Consider the following 16,870-nt stretch of genomic DNA (forward strand, 5'->3'; position numbering starts at 1 on the left):
GCAGGCCTCAGGCGGCACCCAGCATCACGGTGGCGCGTCCTTCGGCAAGCAATTGCTCGCCATGGGTCAGGCGAAAACTGTATTGCTGGCTGTCGTCGCCCTGCATCAACACCTGCGCCTGGCAGTGGATCGCATCCGGCAAGGTGTCCAGATACACCACGTGCAATTCCACGCTACGCAGCGCGACCAGCATGCCCGGGCGTACCGGCATGCCGGATTGGCGACCCAGCAATCCGCCATGCACGGCCATGGCCTGCGCGCCGTACTCGCACAGATGCAGCGCGCGCAAACGCCCGTTGCACCGCAGCGGATGCGTATCGCTGCGGTGTGCGTGACTGCGCAGCACAATGCGCTGTGCATCCCACTCAATCACTTCTTCCCACAGGCACATGCTGCCCTGATGCGGAATCAGCGCAGCGATTGCGTCACGTCCCTGCATGCGGCTCTCCGTTCGCGGTGCGTTCCAGCGCCGGTTCGCGCGACACCAGCAAGGCCAGAATGAAATTGAACAACACGCCCAGCGCCACCGTGCTGCCGATGGCACGCAAGACCGGGATACTGGAAGCGGCCAACAGCGCAAACACCAGCAGTGTCATCAGGCTGCAGACGATCAACGCGTGCAGCGTGCGCAGCTGGTCGGCGTGATCGTCGCCGGCATGATCGAAGAACAGCGCGTAATCCAGGCCCAGACCGGCGGCCAGGATCAGCGCGATCAGATGGAACAGATTGAGCTCCACCCCGGTGCCGCGCAGGATCGCCAGGATCAGCACCGTGGTCAGCGCCATCGGTAGCAGCACCCGCACGATGCGGCGCGGGCTGCGCAATGCAATCGCCACGGTCACCGCCAGCAACAAGGCAGCCAGGACCAGCGCACCGAGCACGCGTCCGCGGTAGGCGGCCACCAGCGATTCGGAGGCGTCCTTCAGATCCAGCAATTGCGCGCCGCTGCCCTGCACGGCGGCCGCCAACACCGCCGGATCGCGCAGGCCGGTCAACGACACCAATGCGGTGCTGCGATCGCCACGGCCGAGCAGCAGGCCACCGACCGACGTGGCCAGCGGCGAGCCGCTCAGATCCTTCGGCAGCAGCGGTGCGGCGCGCTTGGCGGCGTCCAGATCCTGCAGGAACGGCGCAAACGCATCGCTGCGGAATGGCGTGGTGGCCACGGCGCGCTCGGTCAGCGCGCGCGCCTGGGCGGCATCGGGCAATGCGGCCTGTCGCGCACGCTGGGTCTTGGCACTGGGCAGATAGCGTGCCGCCATGTCGTAACCGAGCAACGCACCATCGCGCACCAGCGCATCCAGACGCGGGCGCAACTGCTCGCTGGCCTGCAACGCCGCTTCATCGCTGGCTGCCGGCAGCGCCAGCACGTAACGCACATCCGGCGCGCCCAGCTCCTGACGCAGATGGGTGTCCTGCGCCAAGGCCTTGGGTGGCACCGGGGTCAGCTTCGACAGATCGTTCTGCCAGAATTGCCCGGGCGCGAACACGATCACCGCAATGCCGATCACGGCCATCACCGCCAGGCTGATGCGTGGCCGCGGCAGGCGCGCAATGCCACGCCACAGCACCGCCAGCAGGCGCGAGTCCGCGTAGTCGCGCGGGGCCGGATCGATCAAGGCCGGCAACAGCCAGCGCGTGGTGACCGCGGCGGTGGCAAGTCCGGCGATGGTGAACACCGCCAACTGCCGCAGGCCGTCCACGCCGGAAAACAGGAAGGTCACATAGGCAATGCAGGTAGAGACCACGCCGGTGGCCAACGTCGGCCACAGGTGCCGTGCGTTCTCGCGCGGATCCAGACCGGGGCGCTGATGACTGAACAGGTGGATCGGGTAATCCTGCACCACGCCGATCAGCGTGAAGCCGAATGCCACGGTGATGCCATGCACGCCGTCGAACAGCAGCGCCACCGCACCCAGGCCGGCCAGACCGGCGCTGGCCAGCGGCAACACGCCAAGCACCGGAATCTTCCAGCTGCGGTAGGCCACCAGCAGCAGCAACACCAGGCCTACCGTATCCAGCGTGCCGATCCACTGCGCCTCGCCCTGCGTGCGCGCGGTGATTTCCACCGCGAATGCGCCCGGCCCGGTCAGCGTCAGCCGGGTGGCGGTGCCCTTGCTGACCTTCGCGAACGCCGCTTGCACGGCGTCATAGGCCAGTTGCTGGCCGGTGGGGTCGAAGCCGGCCGCGCGGGTCTGCACGATCAACAGCGCCGAAGTGCCGGCGCGATCGAACCACACGTCATTGCGCGTGCGCGGCATCGCTGCCGGCTGCAGGGTTTCGGCCAGATGCAGGATTTCCATCGTGGGGTCGCGCGGCAACAACGGCTCCACCATGGCCGCTGCCGGCGAGCCCAGATCCTGCACGCGCGCCTGAAACGCCGCTTCCAGCGTCGGCGCGTCGAGCGGGGTCTTGTCGAAGCTGTCGCTGAGCAGATAGCGGTATGGCAGCAAGCGCTTGGGAATCGCCTCCAATCCGGCATTGCCGCCATTGCTGACCAGTTCGAACAACGCCGGCTGCGCGGACAGCGCCTGGTGCAGTTGCTGCGACTGCTCGGCCAAGGTGACCGGATCGTTGTTGGACAACGCCATCAGCAGCAACCGCGATCCAGGGCCTTCGCCGAGTTCTTCGATCAGCAGTTTTTGCGCCGGCGTGCGCGGGGCGGGCATGAACTTGCGCAAGTCCCCAGTGACCTTGAGCGTCTCGCTCAACCAGAAGCCAGCCACTGCCAGCAAGGCCAGCCAAAACAGCGCCAGGCCGATGCGGCGGTTTGCGTTCAATTCAAGCGCCATGGCATGCATATCCTGCTGCAGCGGCCGAACGCCCGCCGGCCGCACGCGCGACATCGGTCGTTATTGGCAACGTGCGCGTTTCAGCTGCGAAGGGTGTGATGTGTTTAGAGACGACCGGCGCAACCATCCCGCGCGCGGTCACGCGCCCGAACCGTGGCAGAGCGCGGTCAGCGCGGCGGCATCGGTCACGCCGGCGGCCGCGCGCGCGGCACCGGCCAGCAGGGTGCGCTGCATGTCGCCCTTGGCGGGCACGCTTTCGATACACCGCAGTTCGTCGTTGCCTCCGTACAGGCGCAATTCGTGCACCTGCTTGGCCACGGCAGCATCCTTGGGCTGCAGCGTCAGCTGCCAGGCCTGCGGCTGGCCCTGCCCACTGACGCGATAGTGCTGCTCCAGCAGCGCGCGGTCGCCGGACAGCAACGCGCCGAAGCCGGACTTCAAACCGGCCAGCTCGGGCACGCGGCTCAACGAGAAACGGCGTGGCGATTTGCCTTCGCGTTCCAGCACGCCTTCGTCGCCGGTCAGCGTGGTGGTTTCGTGGTACGGCGCACTGACCTCGCGCACCAGGGTCTGCGCGTCCGGGCGACGGTAGTGTCCTTCCACGCGCAACGGCGTCTTCAGCAAGGCCGAGCCGCGCAATTCGACGAATTCGGTGCTGACCGGTGCGGGGCGCGCCAGGCGCTGCAGCACCTGCCCGACGTCCAGCGTCTCAGGCGGTGCGGCGCATAGCGGTGCGGCGCTGAACAGCAGTATCAGCATCCACGGCAGGGTGCGGCACATCGGCATGGTGGGTGTTCCAGAAATCGTAGAAGTTGAACCAGTTGTACGGCGCGTAGCAGGTGTAATGTTCCAGCCTGGCAGCGTAATCGCGCATGAGTACCGCAAGCACCGGGGCGCGCTGACGACGCGGCACGTCCAGGCCTTCGCTGAAGGTCTCGAACGCCAGCTCGTAGTGATTGCCGCCGTGATACAGGCCGAACGCCAGCACCACCGGCACCTTGAGCGCCGCGGCGATCAACCACGGCGAGGTCGGGAACATCGCATTGCGACCCAGGAACATCGCCGGCAGCGCCGGGTCGCCTTCGCGCGGACGATCGATCAGCAGCGCCACCAGCGCACCGGCATCGGTGGCTTCCTTGATCGCCATGACGATCGAGGTCGCATCCATGCCGGCGTCGATGATGTTGGCGGCCAGCTGCGGGTTGAGCGCCCCCAGCAGGTCGGTCATGGCGCGGTTGTGCGCCTTGTCCAGCACCACCTTGACCTGCACGTCCGGGCGCTCGGTGGCCAGCACGCGCAGCGCATCGAAGCTGCCCAGGTGCGAGCCGAAGATCAGCACGCCGCGGCCGCGGTCCATTTGCGTGTGCAGTTGATCCAGGCCGGTGATGTCCACGCGGAAACGCTGCATCTGCCCGCACAGCATGTACACCCGGTCCAGGATGGTCGAGGCGAAGGTATGGATGTGCCGCGCCACATCGCGCAGCGTGGCTGGGCGGCCCAGCACCCGCGCCAGGTAGGCACGCGAGGCGGCGCGCTCGGGGCCACGCACCAGCAGGAAGTACAGCGTGATCGGATACAGCAGCGCACGCCCCACCGCACGTCCGGCGTGCCGTGCAATGCCGCGGATCAGCCACAACGCAAAGCGCCCGCCACCTTCCGGACGCTGTTTCCAGTGCTTGCTCATGCCGCCGCCTCGGCCACCAGTTCGCCGCTGACCAGCAACGCCTCGGCGCGCTGCACGCGGAAGCGCCAGCGCGGGCCATCGCCTTCCAGCGTGACCGACGCGGTCTGGCCGGGCAGCAAGGGCTGCACGAATTTCACCTGCGGCAGGCGCATGGCCGCGCGCGGACCATGCAGGGCTTCCACCGCCTGCAGCACATGGTCGAGCACGACTACGCCAGGCACCACGGGACGGCCCGGGAAATGTCCGGGCAGGCAGGGATGATCATGCGGCACAACGAAATCCATAAGCGCAGAACTCAGATCCTGGGTTGAAGCATTGCAGCCACGGCCTTGTGTGCCTGCTCGGTCAATTGTTGGCGATCAGGCGCATCCGGCCCGGTCACCGCGATCGGCGCACCGATCCGCACGCGGATGATGCCCGGCCTCACCCTGAACAGGCCATCGACCGGCAAGACCTTGCCGCAGCCATCCAGCGCCACCGGCACCACCTGCACGCCAGCATCGATAGCGGCCTGCAGTAGCCCGGCCTTGAATGGCAATAATGCGCCGGTACGGCTGCGGGTGCCTTCGGGAAACAGACACAACTGTTTGCCCTCGCGTAGCAATGCGGCCGCCTGGCGCCGCACCAACGCCCCTGCCCTGCGGCTGTCGCGGTCCAGAAACAGCATGCCGGCGGCGCGCGCATACCAGTTCACGAAGGGCACCTTGCGCATTTCTTCCTTGAGTAAAAAGCGCAGCGGCACCGGCAAGGCATGGAACATCGCGCAAATGTCGATGATCGACTGGTGGTTGCTCACGAACAGATAGTTCTTGGACCAATCCACCCGCTCGCGCCCTTCCACGATGACGGTGGCGCCCGCACCGCGGAACAGCACCGGCGCCCACATCCAGCTGCCCATGCGCAACATCCGGTCGGCATCGCGCGTGATCGCCAGCGATGCCAATGCGTAGACGATCCCGCCAGCGGTAAAGGCCAGCGTGAACGCCAATTGCAACAGGTTGAACACAGCCCACGCCAGGCGCGACGGCATCCTTGCCAACGGCATTTTTGTCTTGTCCCCGAAAATATGCACGTCCGTCGCTGCCCTAGGCCACGCACTCAGCGCAGCAGATCGCGCCAGAAATCCGGCCCAAGCCGCGCCATCTGACGCAAGAAGTCTGGCAGATTACGATAGGGGCGCTGTGGAAACCAGCGGCCACGCAATAGATATTCCCCAACGAAGAAGCCGCCAATCACCCCATAGGCGAGCAGGTTGGCGAACAACGAGGCGCGCGCGTCGCTGATCGGCAGCGGCGAGGCATGACCCAGCTGCGCGAGCACGCCGCTGGGCTCGGCGCACAGACCCAGCACCAGATTGGCCAGGGTCAGGCCGCACAGCAGCACTGCCCAGGCCAGCGTGAGGCGGCGCGTATAGCGGCGTTGTTCGGGCGTGATCAGCATGCCGGCCTGGCCGTACAGGCCCTCGACGATGCGCGTGATCAGCGGCGTGCGTCCGGCCCGCAGGCTGCGCCCGAAAAACCAGGCCACCCAACCGGTAAATACCACCGGCGGCGCCGCCAGCACCAACATCGCATACGGCGAATGCCACAGCGCGCCCAGCCCGGCAAGCAGCAACAGCGCCAACGCCCAGGCCCAGGGCCGGCGTGCAACCATCGGTTCGATCAACACCATCAGCACCAGCAAACCACCGGCGATGACGGCCAATTCCGGGCGGTGACTGGCATTGGCCCAATGCGCCAACGGCGAATACGCCACCGCCAGCAGAACGCCCAGCCCCAGCACCCACGCGGGTGCGTCGGGGGATGGCGCAGTTGGCAGATCAGACGGTCTTGTTGGCTTGGACATGCGCCGACAGTGCGCGCAGCGACGCGAATATGCGACGGTTTTCGTCGTTGTCAGAGCGCAGCTGGAAGCCGTAGCGCTTGCTGATCGCCAGCGCCAGTTCCAGGGCGTCGATCGAGTCCAGCCCCAGCCCGGTATTGAACAGCGGCGCCTCCGGATCGATGTCGGCGGGTTGGACGTCTTCCAGGTTCAGACTTTCGACCAGGAGTTCGGCCAGTTCACGTTCGGCAGCGGTTTGCGAGGACATCCAGGATTTCCACAGGTCAGGGTCGGGCAACAAGAGTGAGAACAAGCAGGAGCAGCGCGGACGAGCATCGGCATGCATGAGCGTCGCGCCGGGCCGTAGTGTACGTTGCCGCCGCTGCCAATCCGAGCATCTGCCGCGCGGCTGGCCGGTGCCTGCACGTGCTGCCGGTCGTTCTTCACATATGAATCGGCGGGCCGCAAGCTGGCCGGGCCGCCGGTCAGGCTATCATGACTGCATGACGCTCGCCCGCCGCAGGTTCGTTGCAGGATGACTTCCACCGCTGTTCGCCTTACCCCGACCGCCATGCCGGCAGCCGGGCCGGCTCCCGGACCGGAGTGTCCGGATGTCCTGATCGTCGGCGGCGGCCCGGCTGGCTGCACCGCGGCCATCGCACTTGCCGAGCTCGGTTGGTCCGTGACCCTGCTCGAGAAGGCGCAGCACCCGCGCTTTCATATCGGCGAGTCCTTGCTGCCGATGAACATGCCGATTCTTGAACGCCTCGGCGTGCTGCAAGACGTGCGCGCCATCGGCGTGCTGAAGCGTGGGGCGGATTTTCCCAACGACAGCGGCGGCTACAACACGTTCCGTTTCTCCCACGCGCTCGATGCCAAGGCCGATTTCGCCTTCCAGGTGCCACGTGCGCAATTCGACCACGTGCTGTTCCAGCGTGCGCGTGCGGTGGGCGTGGATGCACGCGAGCAGGTCTGCGTGGAGCAGGTCGCATTCGACGGCGAACAACCGGTGCTGCAGGCACGCACGGCAGACGGTGGCGTGCAGCAGTTCCGCCCGCGCTATCTGCTCGATGCCAGCGGCCGCGACACCTTTCTGGGCAACCGCCTCAAGCTCAAACGCGCCAATGCAACGCATCAGTCGGCCGCGGTGTTCAGCCATTTCCGCGGCGTGACGCGACGCCCGGGCGAGGATGCCGGCAACATCAGCATCTACCGGCATGCGCACGGCTGGATGTGGCTGATTCCGCTGCCGGACGACATCATGAGCGTGGGCGCGGTCTGCTACCCGGAGTACATGAAGACCCGCAAGGGCGACAGCGAGGGCTTCTTGATGCGCACGCTGGCGCTCAATGCCGAGCTCAACGCGCGCATGCTCGGCGCCGAGCGCGTGGCGCCGGTGCATGCCACCGGCAATTACGCCTACGAATGCACGCGCATGGCCGGGCCGCGCTGGTTGATGCTGGGCGATGCCTACACTTTCGTCGACCCGATGTTTTCCTCTGGCGTGTTCCTGGCCATGCACAGCGCCGAACGTGGCGCGGCGATGGTGGATGCGGCACTGCGCGCACCGCAGTCGGAGGCGAAACTGCAGCGTGCCCTGCAGCGCGAACTGACGCGCGGTGTGGATGAATTCAAGTGGTTCATCTACCGCTTCACTTCGCCCACCATGCGCGCCTTGTTCGCGCACCCGCAAAACACCTGGCAGGTGGAACAGGCGGTGGTGGCAATGCTGGCCGGCGATGTCTTCGACGCCCCCAAAGTCCGCATCCGCCTGCGCGCCTTTCGCGCCCTGTACGCACTCACCACCTTGTCGATGATGCCGCGCGCCTGGCAGTCGTGGCGCCATCGCCGGCGTCAGGCCAAGCTCGGCTTCGACGGCGACACCTTGCAATGCGACACGCAACAACGAGACGCTCAATGACCGCTTCCCAGGCCCAGACCGCGCACGCCGTGCGCCATCCCCGGCTGCAGGTCGACTATGTCGACCAGACCGACCCTGCCGTGCTGCTGACCGACCCGCAGGTGCTGGCCGTGTTCGGCTTCGGCGATGCGGCGCCGCGCCTGCACGACCCGCGCTATCTGCGCGTGCCGCTGCAGCCGTACCAGGCCAGCGTGCTGGAAGTGTGGCGCACCGATGCGCCGGTGAGCAGCGGCCGCGATGGCAACATCGCCTGGTCCAGCGATGGGCACCTGCAGTTCGGCGTGATCGAGATCGACGAGCAGGATGTCGATATCGAAGAAGCCGCTGCCAGGGCATATGCGGAAATCACCGCCTTCGTCAGCAACGGCCAGACGCCGCGGTTGCTGCGGATCTGGAATTACCTCGACGCCATCACCCTGGGCAGCGGCGATCGCGAACGTTACCGGCAGTTCTGCGTGGGCCGTGCACGCGGGTTGGGCGCATTCGACACCGCGCAGTTGCCGGCGGCCACCGCAGTGGGCCGTTGCGATGCCGAGCGCATCATCCAGATCTACTGGCTGGCCGCCACCAATGCCGGCACGCCGCTGGAAAACCCGCGCCAGGTCAGTGCCTACCATTACCCGCGCCAGTACGGCCCGCAGCCGCCCAGTTTCGCCCGTGCCATGCTGCCACCGGCCGGCAGCGACATGCCGCTGCTGCTGTCAGGCACCGCTGCGGTGGTGGGCCACGCCTCGATGCATACCGGCCAATTGCTGGCGCAGCTGGAAGAAACCTTCGCCAACTTCGACGCCCTGCTCGGCGCCGCGCGTCAGCATGCACCGGCGTTACCGGCGCAGTTCGGCGCCGGCACCCGCCTGAAAGTCTATGTGCGCGAGCGCGACGACCTGCCCCGGGTTGCGCAGGCACTGGATGCCCGCTTCGGCGATGCGGTCCCGCGCCTGCTGCTGCACGCCGTGATCTGCCGCGATGAGCTGGCGGTGGAGATCGATGGGGTGCATGGGTGATGCCACGTGCCGCGGAGGCCATCTGCGGCGATCGATCGAGCAGCGCCCACGGATGGCGCGATGCGGGCTGACCTGATGCGAGCATTCGTGCCGCGCATCTGTGACCCCGCATCGAAGGCGCCACACAGGTGCCGATGAACGCCGACAACACCACCGCACAGATGACGACCAGCAAGGCGGCAACGCTCTGTGGCCTGCGTCGACCATGCCTGCCCGCGCGTTCTTCGCGCTGTGTCTGCGGCCATTCATCGCCACGCTGACTGCCGCGTCCATGACGCCTGCCGTTGCGCACACGTGGCAGGTCACGCTCAGCCGTTGAGCAATCCCAGCACCACATCGCGCGGCAGCTTGCCGGTTTCGTTGCGTGGCAGGGCGGCGACCTTGCGCAGGCGGCGCGGCAGGAAGACCGGGTCCACGCTGACGCGGAGCGCGGCCAGCACCTGGGCTTCGTCGAGGGTGGGGGCGACCACCAGCGCGGCGATGCGGCCGACCGCCTGGCCGGGGTCGGGCGCGAGCTGCACGATGGTCCCGTCGATGACGCCGGGAATGGCGAGCAAGCGCCGTGTCAGATCGGCCAGCGATGCGCGCTTTCCGGCGATTTCCAGCAGGTCGGCCTGGCGGCCGCGCACCTGGAAGCGGCCGTCGTCGGCCACGTCCATCATGTCGGCCAACAGCACCGGCGTGGCCAGATGCGGCGCATGCACCAGCGTGCCAGAGGCCTGCGTTTCCAGGCGCACGCCGGGCAGAGGCGTCCACGCCGCTTCCAGCGCCGTACGGCGCACGGCGAACACGCAGGTTTCGGTGGAGCCGAACATCTCGCGCACCTCACCGCCAAAACGCGCTTCGGCGGCAGCGGCGATCTCCGGCGCCAGCGGCGCGGTGGCCGACACGATGCCGGCCAGCGGCGGCAGCGCCACGCCGGATTCGACCAACGCACGCAGATGCACCGGTGTGGTCACCAAGACACGCGGCGCGGGAATATCGGCCAGTGCACGTGCCACGTCATCCGGAAAGAACGGGCGCCCGGCGTGCATCGCCAGCGTGGTCACCATCGGCAGCAGCACCGACAACTCCATGCCGTACATGTGCTGCGGCGGCACGGTGGCGACCACGTGCGGGACGGCATCGGTGTGCGTCCACAGACTTTGCAGCGCGACCAGATCCTGGCGCGTGCTGGTCAAAAAACTGCCCCATGTCTTGGGGTTGGGTTGCGGGCTGCCCGTGCTGCCGGAGGTGAAACCGATCGCCACCAGCGCATCGTCGGCCAGCTGCGGAATCGGGCCCTGAGCCTGCGGCAACTCGGCCGGCAGCTGCCAGTACCGCGGCGGCGCCAGCTCCAGCGCCAGGTCGCCCAGACAATACGTATCGGCGTAACGCGCCTGCACTTCGCCCACGACTGCCGGCGCGCGCGAGGACGGCAGCAGCGAGACCTGCCCGCGCAGCGCACATGCATAGAACGCCACCATGAAACGATAGCGGTCCTCGCACAGATTCACCGCATGGCGGCCCGCGGGCAGCTGCTGCGCCAGGCCGTGCACGTGCGCGATGAAGGTCGCCAGATCGACCGACTGCCCCGCGCGCCAGGCCAGCGGCCGGTCGGGCGCACCAACAGCCATCGGATGGGAAATAGCGGGGGCAGGCAGGCTGGACATGGAAACCGACGGTCGCAAAAGCGCGCTAGCTTGGCCGCCACCTGCGCCGCTGGCAAGTCAGGGGTTTTCCTCTGCGACGCGCGAAGTGGATCGCCGCCGGGGTGTGGCATGCGGGTGGCCGGGCCAGTTGGTGTGCGACGCGCGCCTTATGCGGCATGGCACATCATCGTCTCTGCACGCGGCAAGTCTTCACCAGTGCGTGGTTGCGCTGGGCAGTGCGATACGCCGACGGGCTGCAGGTGTGCAGGGCACTCGTGCGGCGCCTCTGCGCAGGTGCGCTTCCATACGAGATTTTCGTTGCGTTCGTCGGCGCGTGTGCCAGTTGAGCGCGTGGCGTTACCAGTGCCGTGGCGTTGAAGGATTCATTTGCGCTGTCGTGTCGTGCAGCGCCGATGCCGCGCACCGCTCTCATCTGCGAGTGCATGCTTGCGCAGCGCCGGCCCATGGTCGCGCCCGCTCATTGCGCGCTTACAGGTGCTACCGGGCGCTGCATGCAGCCACGCACGCATGACCTGTGGCCCAAGCCTGCTGCGAAGGCGAACTGCTAGGCTTGCGCGCTCTCCTTTGCGTCCAGCCGTGTCCGATGCCTAGATTGTTGCCGTTGACCCTTCTGCTGCTGGCCACCACTGCGCATGCGCAGTCTGCCGCCCCGCTCACCATCGAACAGGCGATGGCCGACCCGGACTGGATCGGGCCGGCGGTGGACCAGGCCTGGTGGCAATGGGACGGCAAACAGGTGCAATACCTGCTCAAGCGCGATGGCAGCCCGGTGCGCGACACCTATCGCCAGGGCACCGGCGGCGGCACCGCCGAGCGTGTGGCCGATACCGCGCGCGCCGGCCTGGATGCGGCAAACCCCAGTTACGATGCCACCCGCCAGCGCATGCTGTTCGCACGTAACGGCGACATCTTCCTGCGCGATCTGCGCACAGGTGCGCTGACCCAGCTGACCCGCAGCAACGAGACCGAATCGCGTCCGCAGTTCGCCAGCGACGGCGGTGCGATCTGGCGCGCGGGCAACAATTGGTACCACTGGCGCGCCGACGGCGGCACTGCGCAGGTGGCGGTGGTCAAGGCCGAGCGCGACCCCAACGCCGCTCCCAAGGCCGATGTGCTGCGCGAGCAGCAACTGGCGACGCTGGCCACCTTGCGCCGCGACAAGGAGCAACGCGACGCGCTGCGCACGCAGGAAGACGCCTGGCGCCGCGCCGATGCCACGCGTGCGGCGGCGCCGGTGTATCTGGGCGATGAGGTGGAGATCGTCGACAGCGCGTTGTCGCCGGACGGCCGCCATCTGTTGGTGGTCACACAGGCCAAGAACGCCGACGAAGGCCAGGCCGGTAAGATGCCCAGATACGTGACCGAATCCGGTTACGAAGAATTCCAGGAAGTGCGCACCCGTGTCGGCCGCAACGCCCCGGCAGCGCATGCACTGTGGCTGGTGGATGTTGGCGCGGGCACGGCCAGATCGCTGTCGTTCGACCCATTCCCCGGCATCGCCACCGATCCGCTGGCGGCCTTGCGCAAAGCCGCCAAGCGCGACCCCCTCAAGGGCAACCGCGCGGTGCGCGTGGAAAGCGATGGCGACGGCAGCGGGCCGGCCGTGCACTGGAGCGATGACGGCCGCAACGTGGCTGTGGAAATTCGCGCGGTGGACAACAAGGACCGCTGGATCGCCAGCGTGGACCTGGACAACGCCAGGCTGCAGCCGCGTCACCGTTTGAGCGATAGCGCGTGGATCAACTGGGACTTCAACGATTTCGGCTGGCTGCCCGACAACCGTACGCTGTGGCTGCTGTCGGAAGAATCCGGCTATTCGCAGCTGTACACCGTGGAAGGCAACGGCAAACCGCGCCAACGCACGCGCGGAAAGTGGGAAGTGTCGATGCCGGTGGCCAGCGCCGACGGCAGCGGCATGTTCTTCCTGTGCAACCAAAAATGGCCGGGCGATTACGAAGTCTGCAAGCTCGATCTGCGCAACGATCAGCTCACCGAGATCACGGCGTTGAACGGTGTGGAAGGTTTCAGCCTCTCGCCCAACGGGCAGCAGTTGCTGGTGCGTTACTCCGGCAGCTATCTGCCGACCCAGCTGGCCGTGGTACCGGCCACAGGCGGTCAGGCCACCGTGCTCACCGACACCCGCACGGCAGCCTTCAAGGCGCAGCCGTGGATTGCGCCGCAGTACGTGCAAATCCCGTCCAAACACGGTGCCGGCACGGTCTGGGGCAAGTATTACGGCCCCAAGACGCCCGAGCCGGGCAAGCAGTATCCGATCGTGATGTTCGTGCACGGCGCCGGGTATCTGCAGAACGTCTCCGAACGCTACACCCCGTATTTCCGCGAGCAGATGTTCCACAACCTGCTGGTGCAGCAGGGCTACATCGTGCTGGACCTGGACTATCGCGCCTCCGAAGGCTACGGCCGCGATTGGCGCACGGCGATCTATCGCAACATGGGCCACCCCGAGCTGGAAGATTATCTGGATGGCCTGGACTGGCTGGTCGCCACCAAGCAGGGCGATCGCGCACGCGCCGGCATCTATGGCGGCTCGTACGGCGGCTTCATGACCTACATGGCGCTGTTCCGCAGCCCTGGCACGTTCAAGGCCGGGGCGGCGCTGCGCCCGGTCGGCGACTGGATGCAGTACAACCACGAGTACACCTCCAACATCCTCAACACGCCCGAGCTCGATCCGGAGGCCTACAAGATCTCCTCGCCGATCAATTACGCCGAGGGCTTGCGCGACCACCTGCTGATCGCCCACGGCATGATCGACGACAACGTGTTCTTCAAGGATTCGGTGGACATGACGCAGAAGTTGATCGAGCTGCACAAGGACAACTGGCAGGTGGCGCCGTATCCGCTGGAGCGCCACGGCTTTACGCGCGCCGATTCGTGGCTGGACGAGTACAAGCGCATCCTCGAGCTGTTCAATGAGCAGGTGAAGCCTTAGAGCATGTCAGGTACTTTAAGGTGAGTGCGAAGCGTCCTGTGGCGCGTCGAGACAGGGCGTGCGCCTTGCCCACGGGTTGGCCGCCAGCGGCACGGAGCGGGCGCCGCGCGTCTTACACGCAGATGCCGGGGTCAGGCCATCTCGCAGTCACGATGCGCCCTCACCAACCGCGCAGAACGTGACCGATCCGGCCAATCGCAGCGACGACGCTGCGATCAGGATCAACGATGCGGCACGTGCGCGGGCAAAACCAACACCGGCGTCTGGGTTGCTTCCCGCTCACCTGTTGCTACGCCAGTGGCTCTAAGCTTGGCGCAGGACCGGTAACGCGCCATCGCTGCACGCGTGCTGCTGCACCGGTCCGCCACATGACCGGTGCGCCGCCGGCATGATGGCGCTTCCACTCACCACGGGCGCAGGGAAGGGAGACGCGATGGGCCTGTGGGACCGTTTGTTTGGACGCAAGAGCACTGCGGCAAACACGCCGCGCACGGCACCGACGGCTGCGCCTGTCGCTGCCGCAGACGTGTCGGAAGCGGCGGCCGAGATCGATCCCGCACTGCAACCGGCGCTGAGCGCGTTTCAGCGCGGCGACCATGTGGCTGCCTACAACGCTGCGCAGACGCAGCGCCACCTTGGTGCCGATGCGCAGCGCCTGTGCGCGCTGTCGTTGAGCGCGCTGGACCGCTATCGCGAGGCCTACCCGTACTGGCTGGCGCTGTACGCGCTGGAGCCCACCGCACACAACGCACTGCAGCTGGCAACCACCTCGGTGATGTGCAACGAGATCGCCCAGGGCGAGCAGTGGTTGCTGACCTTCGACGATCTCAATGCGCAGGAGCGGTCCACCTCGCCGGCGACCGCGCGTACCAGCTTCCTCACCGCGCTCACCCGCGCCGGCCACGGGGCGCACGCGCTGCCGCACCTGGAATGGCTGCGCGAGGCATACGCTGGCATGTCCATTACCGACAGCCATTTCCTGTACGTGCGCGGGCTGCCGTTTCTCGAAGCCTTTCTTGAGCGCAGCACGCCGTTGTTGCGCCAATGCCTGCCAGCCGACGCAGTGCCCGAGTGGTACGCGCACCTGCAACCTGCGCTGGATCCGCCCGGGCAGGCGATGGTGGCCGCCCACATCGCATCGCTGCAATGAGCGCCGTCCGGCCAGCATCGGCGCGCCAGCGCGGTGGCTTCGTCACTCCGCTGGCGGGGGTTTCCCTGTTGCTGGGGGCGGTCAGCGTGCTGGCCAATCTGATGCAGATCGCAATGATCGCACTGGCGCCAGGTGCGGCATCGCTAGGGCTGCCCGAAGGCATCACCCTGCCCCCCTCCTGGCAATGGCTGATCGATCACGCGCTGTCGTTATCGGTCGCCGGCGTGGTGCTCTCGGCTGCGTTCTGCTGGTTGAGTTGGGCGCTGCTGCAGCGGCGCGAGTGGGCAAGGCGTGGCTTCGTGGCGGTGTTGCTGGTGACCGGGCTGCTCAATTTCGGCGGACTGGCGTTGATCGGGCCCTTGTTCGACGGCGTGCAGACGCTGCTGCCCGCCGATGTGCTGCAAAGCCCGGAGTGGCCGCAGATGCAGGCACGTTTGCAGGCCACCCAGCAAATGGCACTGGTCCTCACCGGCCTGGGTGCGCTGGCGATCGGCTGCGTCCACGCAGCATTGGCATGGCGGCTATGCACGCCCGCTGTCCGCGCGGAGTTTTCGCAAGCTGAGCGACCTGATAGCCGGTAAGGACGTTGCAGCCTGCAGCAGTTCAGCTGCCTTGCAACGAAATACGCCTCGCTCGCCAGTTGCGCATCGAAAACTGAAAGCTTGCGTGTGCGGTTGCCTGGCTGTCTTCAATCCCAGCTCGAATGCACGGCGCCCGCATCGCTCGCGGCACACGCCGTGAACCCATCCTTGCGGCAAGGACACTGCACCACACGTTGGTCGGCAGTTTATGAAGTAGCTCCTGATACGGAAACGGCGCTGTAGAACAAGCGAATCTCGCCGGTCGGTAGCACTGGCATACGACCATCTCGACTGGTCATTGCCCAGCGGTGATCACTGCGCCGTCATCCCGCATCGCACTGCGACAAACGGGCGCGCTTGCGCGGGATGCACCGCGCGGAGCGCACGGCTTAGAATTGGGACATGAATGAATTCGACCGTGTACGCGATTATCTGACCGACCTGCAGGACCGCATCTGCGCCGCTGTGGAAGCTGCCGACGGTAAGGCACGCTTCGCCGAGGACCTTTGGAAGCGCGAGGAAGGCGGCGGTGGCCGTACCCGCATCCTGCGCGACGGCGCGGTGTTCGAGCAGGCCGGCATCGGTTTTTCGGATGTGTCCGGTACGCGCCTGCCGCCGTCGGCCAGTGCGCACCGGCCCGAGCTTGCCGGTGCGACCTGGCGTGCATGCGGCGTCTCGTTGGTGTTTCATCCGCACAACCCGTATATCCCGACCACGCACATGAACGTGCGCTACTTCCGCGCCGAGCGCGATGGCGAGGTGGTGGCCGCCTGGTTTGGCGGTGGCTTCGACCTGACTCCGTTCTATCCCTTCGATGAGGATGTGCAGCACTGGCACCGCGTTGCACAGGCGCTGTGCGAGCCGTTTGGCCAAGAGCGCTATGCCGCGCACAAGCGTTGGTGCGACGAATACTTTTTCCTGCGCCACCGCAATGAAACGCGTGGCGTGGGCGGGCTGTTCTTCGACGATCTGGGTCAGGATTTCGAGCGCGACTTCGCCTACCAGCGCGCAGTGGGCGATGGCTTTCTGGATGCGTACATACCAATCGTGCAGCGGCGCAAGGACACACCCTACGGCGAGCGCGAACGCGAGTTTCAGTTGTACCGTCGTGGGCGCTACGTGGAATTCAATCTGGTCTACGACCGCGGCACCCTCTTTGGATTGCAGAGCGGTGGGCGCGCCGAGAGCATCCTGATGAGTTTGCCGCCGCGGGTGCGCTGGGAGTACGGCTTCACGCCGGGGCCGGGCAGCGCCGAAGCGCGGCTGGCCGATTACCTGATTCCACGCGACTGGCTCGGTTGATCGAACCGCC

The 16,870-nt window shown here is 66.7% G+C and carries 15 protein-coding genes; 6 read left to right on the forward strand and 9 right to left on the reverse strand.

The genetic code is table 11. The features are described 5' to 3' along the window. Positions 1-7: 7 nt before the first annotated feature. From ACCQ07_RS19890 to xanC, 8 genes are all read right to left on the reverse strand, one after another. Positions 8-439, reverse strand: a complete 432-nt coding sequence (locus ACCQ07_RS19890) for a hotdog family protein (protein ID WP_029820681.1) — start codon at positions 437-439, stop codon at positions 8-10. Beyond that, on the reverse strand, positions 426-2,792 hold the full coding sequence (locus tag ACCQ07_RS19895) for an MMPL family transporter (RefSeq protein WP_372363590.1): 2,367 nt from the start codon (positions 2,790-2,792) through the stop codon (positions 426-428). The genes ACCQ07_RS19890 and ACCQ07_RS19895 overlap by 14 nt, the downstream gene beginning before the upstream one ends. A gap of 138 nt (positions 2,793-2,930) precedes the next feature. Further along, positions 2,931-3,578 carry a LolA-related protein gene (locus tag ACCQ07_RS19900; RefSeq protein ID WP_033837365.1) on the reverse strand — a complete coding sequence of 216 codons (648 nt, stop codon included), beginning with the start codon at positions 3,576-3,578 and terminating at the stop codon, positions 2,931-2,933. Further along, a complete protein-coding gene (locus tag ACCQ07_RS19905) occupies positions 3,502-4,476 on the reverse strand; it encodes a lysophospholipid acyltransferase family protein (protein WP_008571161.1) in 975 nt (324 codons plus the stop codon). Before ACCQ07_RS19905 ends, ACCQ07_RS19900 begins: the two co-directional genes overlap by 77 nt. Then, the gene (locus ACCQ07_RS19910) at positions 4,473-4,760 is read right to left on the reverse strand and encodes an ApeI family dehydratase (RefSeq protein ID WP_011348971.1); all 288 of its coding nucleotides are present in this window, start codon (positions 4,758-4,760) and stop codon (positions 4,473-4,475) included. Before ACCQ07_RS19910 ends, ACCQ07_RS19905 begins: the two co-directional genes overlap by 4 nt. An 11-nt stretch (positions 4,761-4,771) precedes the next feature. Beyond that, on the reverse strand, positions 4,772-5,521 hold the full coding sequence (locus tag ACCQ07_RS19915; RefSeq protein ID WP_218540109.1) for a lysophospholipid acyltransferase family protein: 750 nt from the start codon (positions 5,519-5,521) through the stop codon (positions 4,772-4,774). Positions 5,522-5,574: 53 nt separating this feature from the next. After that, the gene (locus ACCQ07_RS19920) at positions 5,575-6,258 is read right to left on the reverse strand and encodes a COG4648 family protein (protein ID WP_008571156.1); all 684 of its coding nucleotides are present in this window, start codon (positions 6,256-6,258) and stop codon (positions 5,575-5,577) included. Between the two features lie 37 nt (positions 6,259-6,295). Further along, positions 6,296-6,565 (reverse strand): xanthomonadin biosynthesis acyl carrier protein XanC, encoded by a 270-nt coding sequence (xanC, locus tag ACCQ07_RS19925; RefSeq protein ID WP_005914783.1) that lies wholly within the window; start codon positions 6,563-6,565, stop codon positions 6,296-6,298. Positions 6,566-6,868: 303 nt separating this feature from the next. Here xanC and ACCQ07_RS19930 point away from each other — a divergent pair, with 303 nt between their 5' ends. Continuing rightward, on the forward strand, positions 6,869-8,218 hold the full coding sequence (locus tag ACCQ07_RS19930) for an NAD(P)/FAD-dependent oxidoreductase (protein WP_014091388.1): 1,350 nt from the start codon (positions 6,869-6,871) through the stop codon (positions 8,216-8,218). Beyond that, positions 8,215-9,222, forward strand: coding sequence for a chorismate transformation FkbO/Hyg5 family protein (locus ACCQ07_RS19935; RefSeq protein ID WP_164738772.1), 1,008 nt, complete (start codon positions 8,215-8,217; stop codon positions 9,220-9,222). Before ACCQ07_RS19930 ends, ACCQ07_RS19935 begins: the two co-directional genes overlap by 4 nt. Before the next feature lie 308 nt (positions 9,223-9,530). Here the strand turns inward: ACCQ07_RS19935 and ACCQ07_RS19940 are convergent, their stop codons facing one another. Then, a complete protein-coding gene (locus ACCQ07_RS19940; RefSeq protein ID WP_372363591.1) occupies positions 9,531-10,874 on the reverse strand; it encodes an AMP-binding protein in 1,344 nt (447 codons plus the stop codon). Positions 10,875-11,466: 592 nt separating this feature from the next. On the opposite strand from ACCQ07_RS19940, the gene ACCQ07_RS19945 reads away from it, so the two are divergent. The 4 genes from ACCQ07_RS19945 to hemF all read left to right on the forward strand — a co-directional run bounded on the left by ACCQ07_RS19945 (position 11,467) and on the right by hemF (position 16,860). Then, positions 11,467-13,827: a S9 family peptidase gene (locus ACCQ07_RS19945; protein WP_372364172.1), complete on the forward strand. Its 2,361-nt coding sequence runs from the start codon at positions 11,467-11,469 to the stop codon at positions 13,825-13,827. A 433-nt stretch (positions 13,828-14,260) separates the two neighbouring features. Continuing rightward, positions 14,261-14,977: a hypothetical protein gene (locus ACCQ07_RS19950; protein WP_057681220.1), complete on the forward strand. Its 717-nt coding sequence runs from the start codon at positions 14,261-14,263 to the stop codon at positions 14,975-14,977. Further along, complete coding sequence (locus tag ACCQ07_RS19955) at positions 14,974-15,558, forward strand: hypothetical protein (RefSeq protein WP_372363592.1); 585 nt, start codon at positions 14,974-14,976, stop codon at positions 15,556-15,558. The genes ACCQ07_RS19950 and ACCQ07_RS19955 overlap by 4 nt, the downstream gene beginning before the upstream one ends. A gap of 402 nt (positions 15,559-15,960) precedes the next feature. Further along, a complete protein-coding gene (hemF, locus tag ACCQ07_RS19960; protein WP_372363593.1) occupies positions 15,961-16,860 on the forward strand; it encodes an oxygen-dependent coproporphyrinogen oxidase in 900 nt (299 codons plus the stop codon). The last annotated feature ends 10 nt before the right edge of the window (positions 16,861-16,870 follow it).

The sequence above is a fragment of the Xanthomonas sp. NCPPB 3583 genome (genome assembly GCF_041475715.2).
Lineage (GTDB): Bacteria > Pseudomonadota > Gammaproteobacteria > Xanthomonadales > Xanthomonadaceae > Xanthomonas > Xanthomonas euvesicatoria.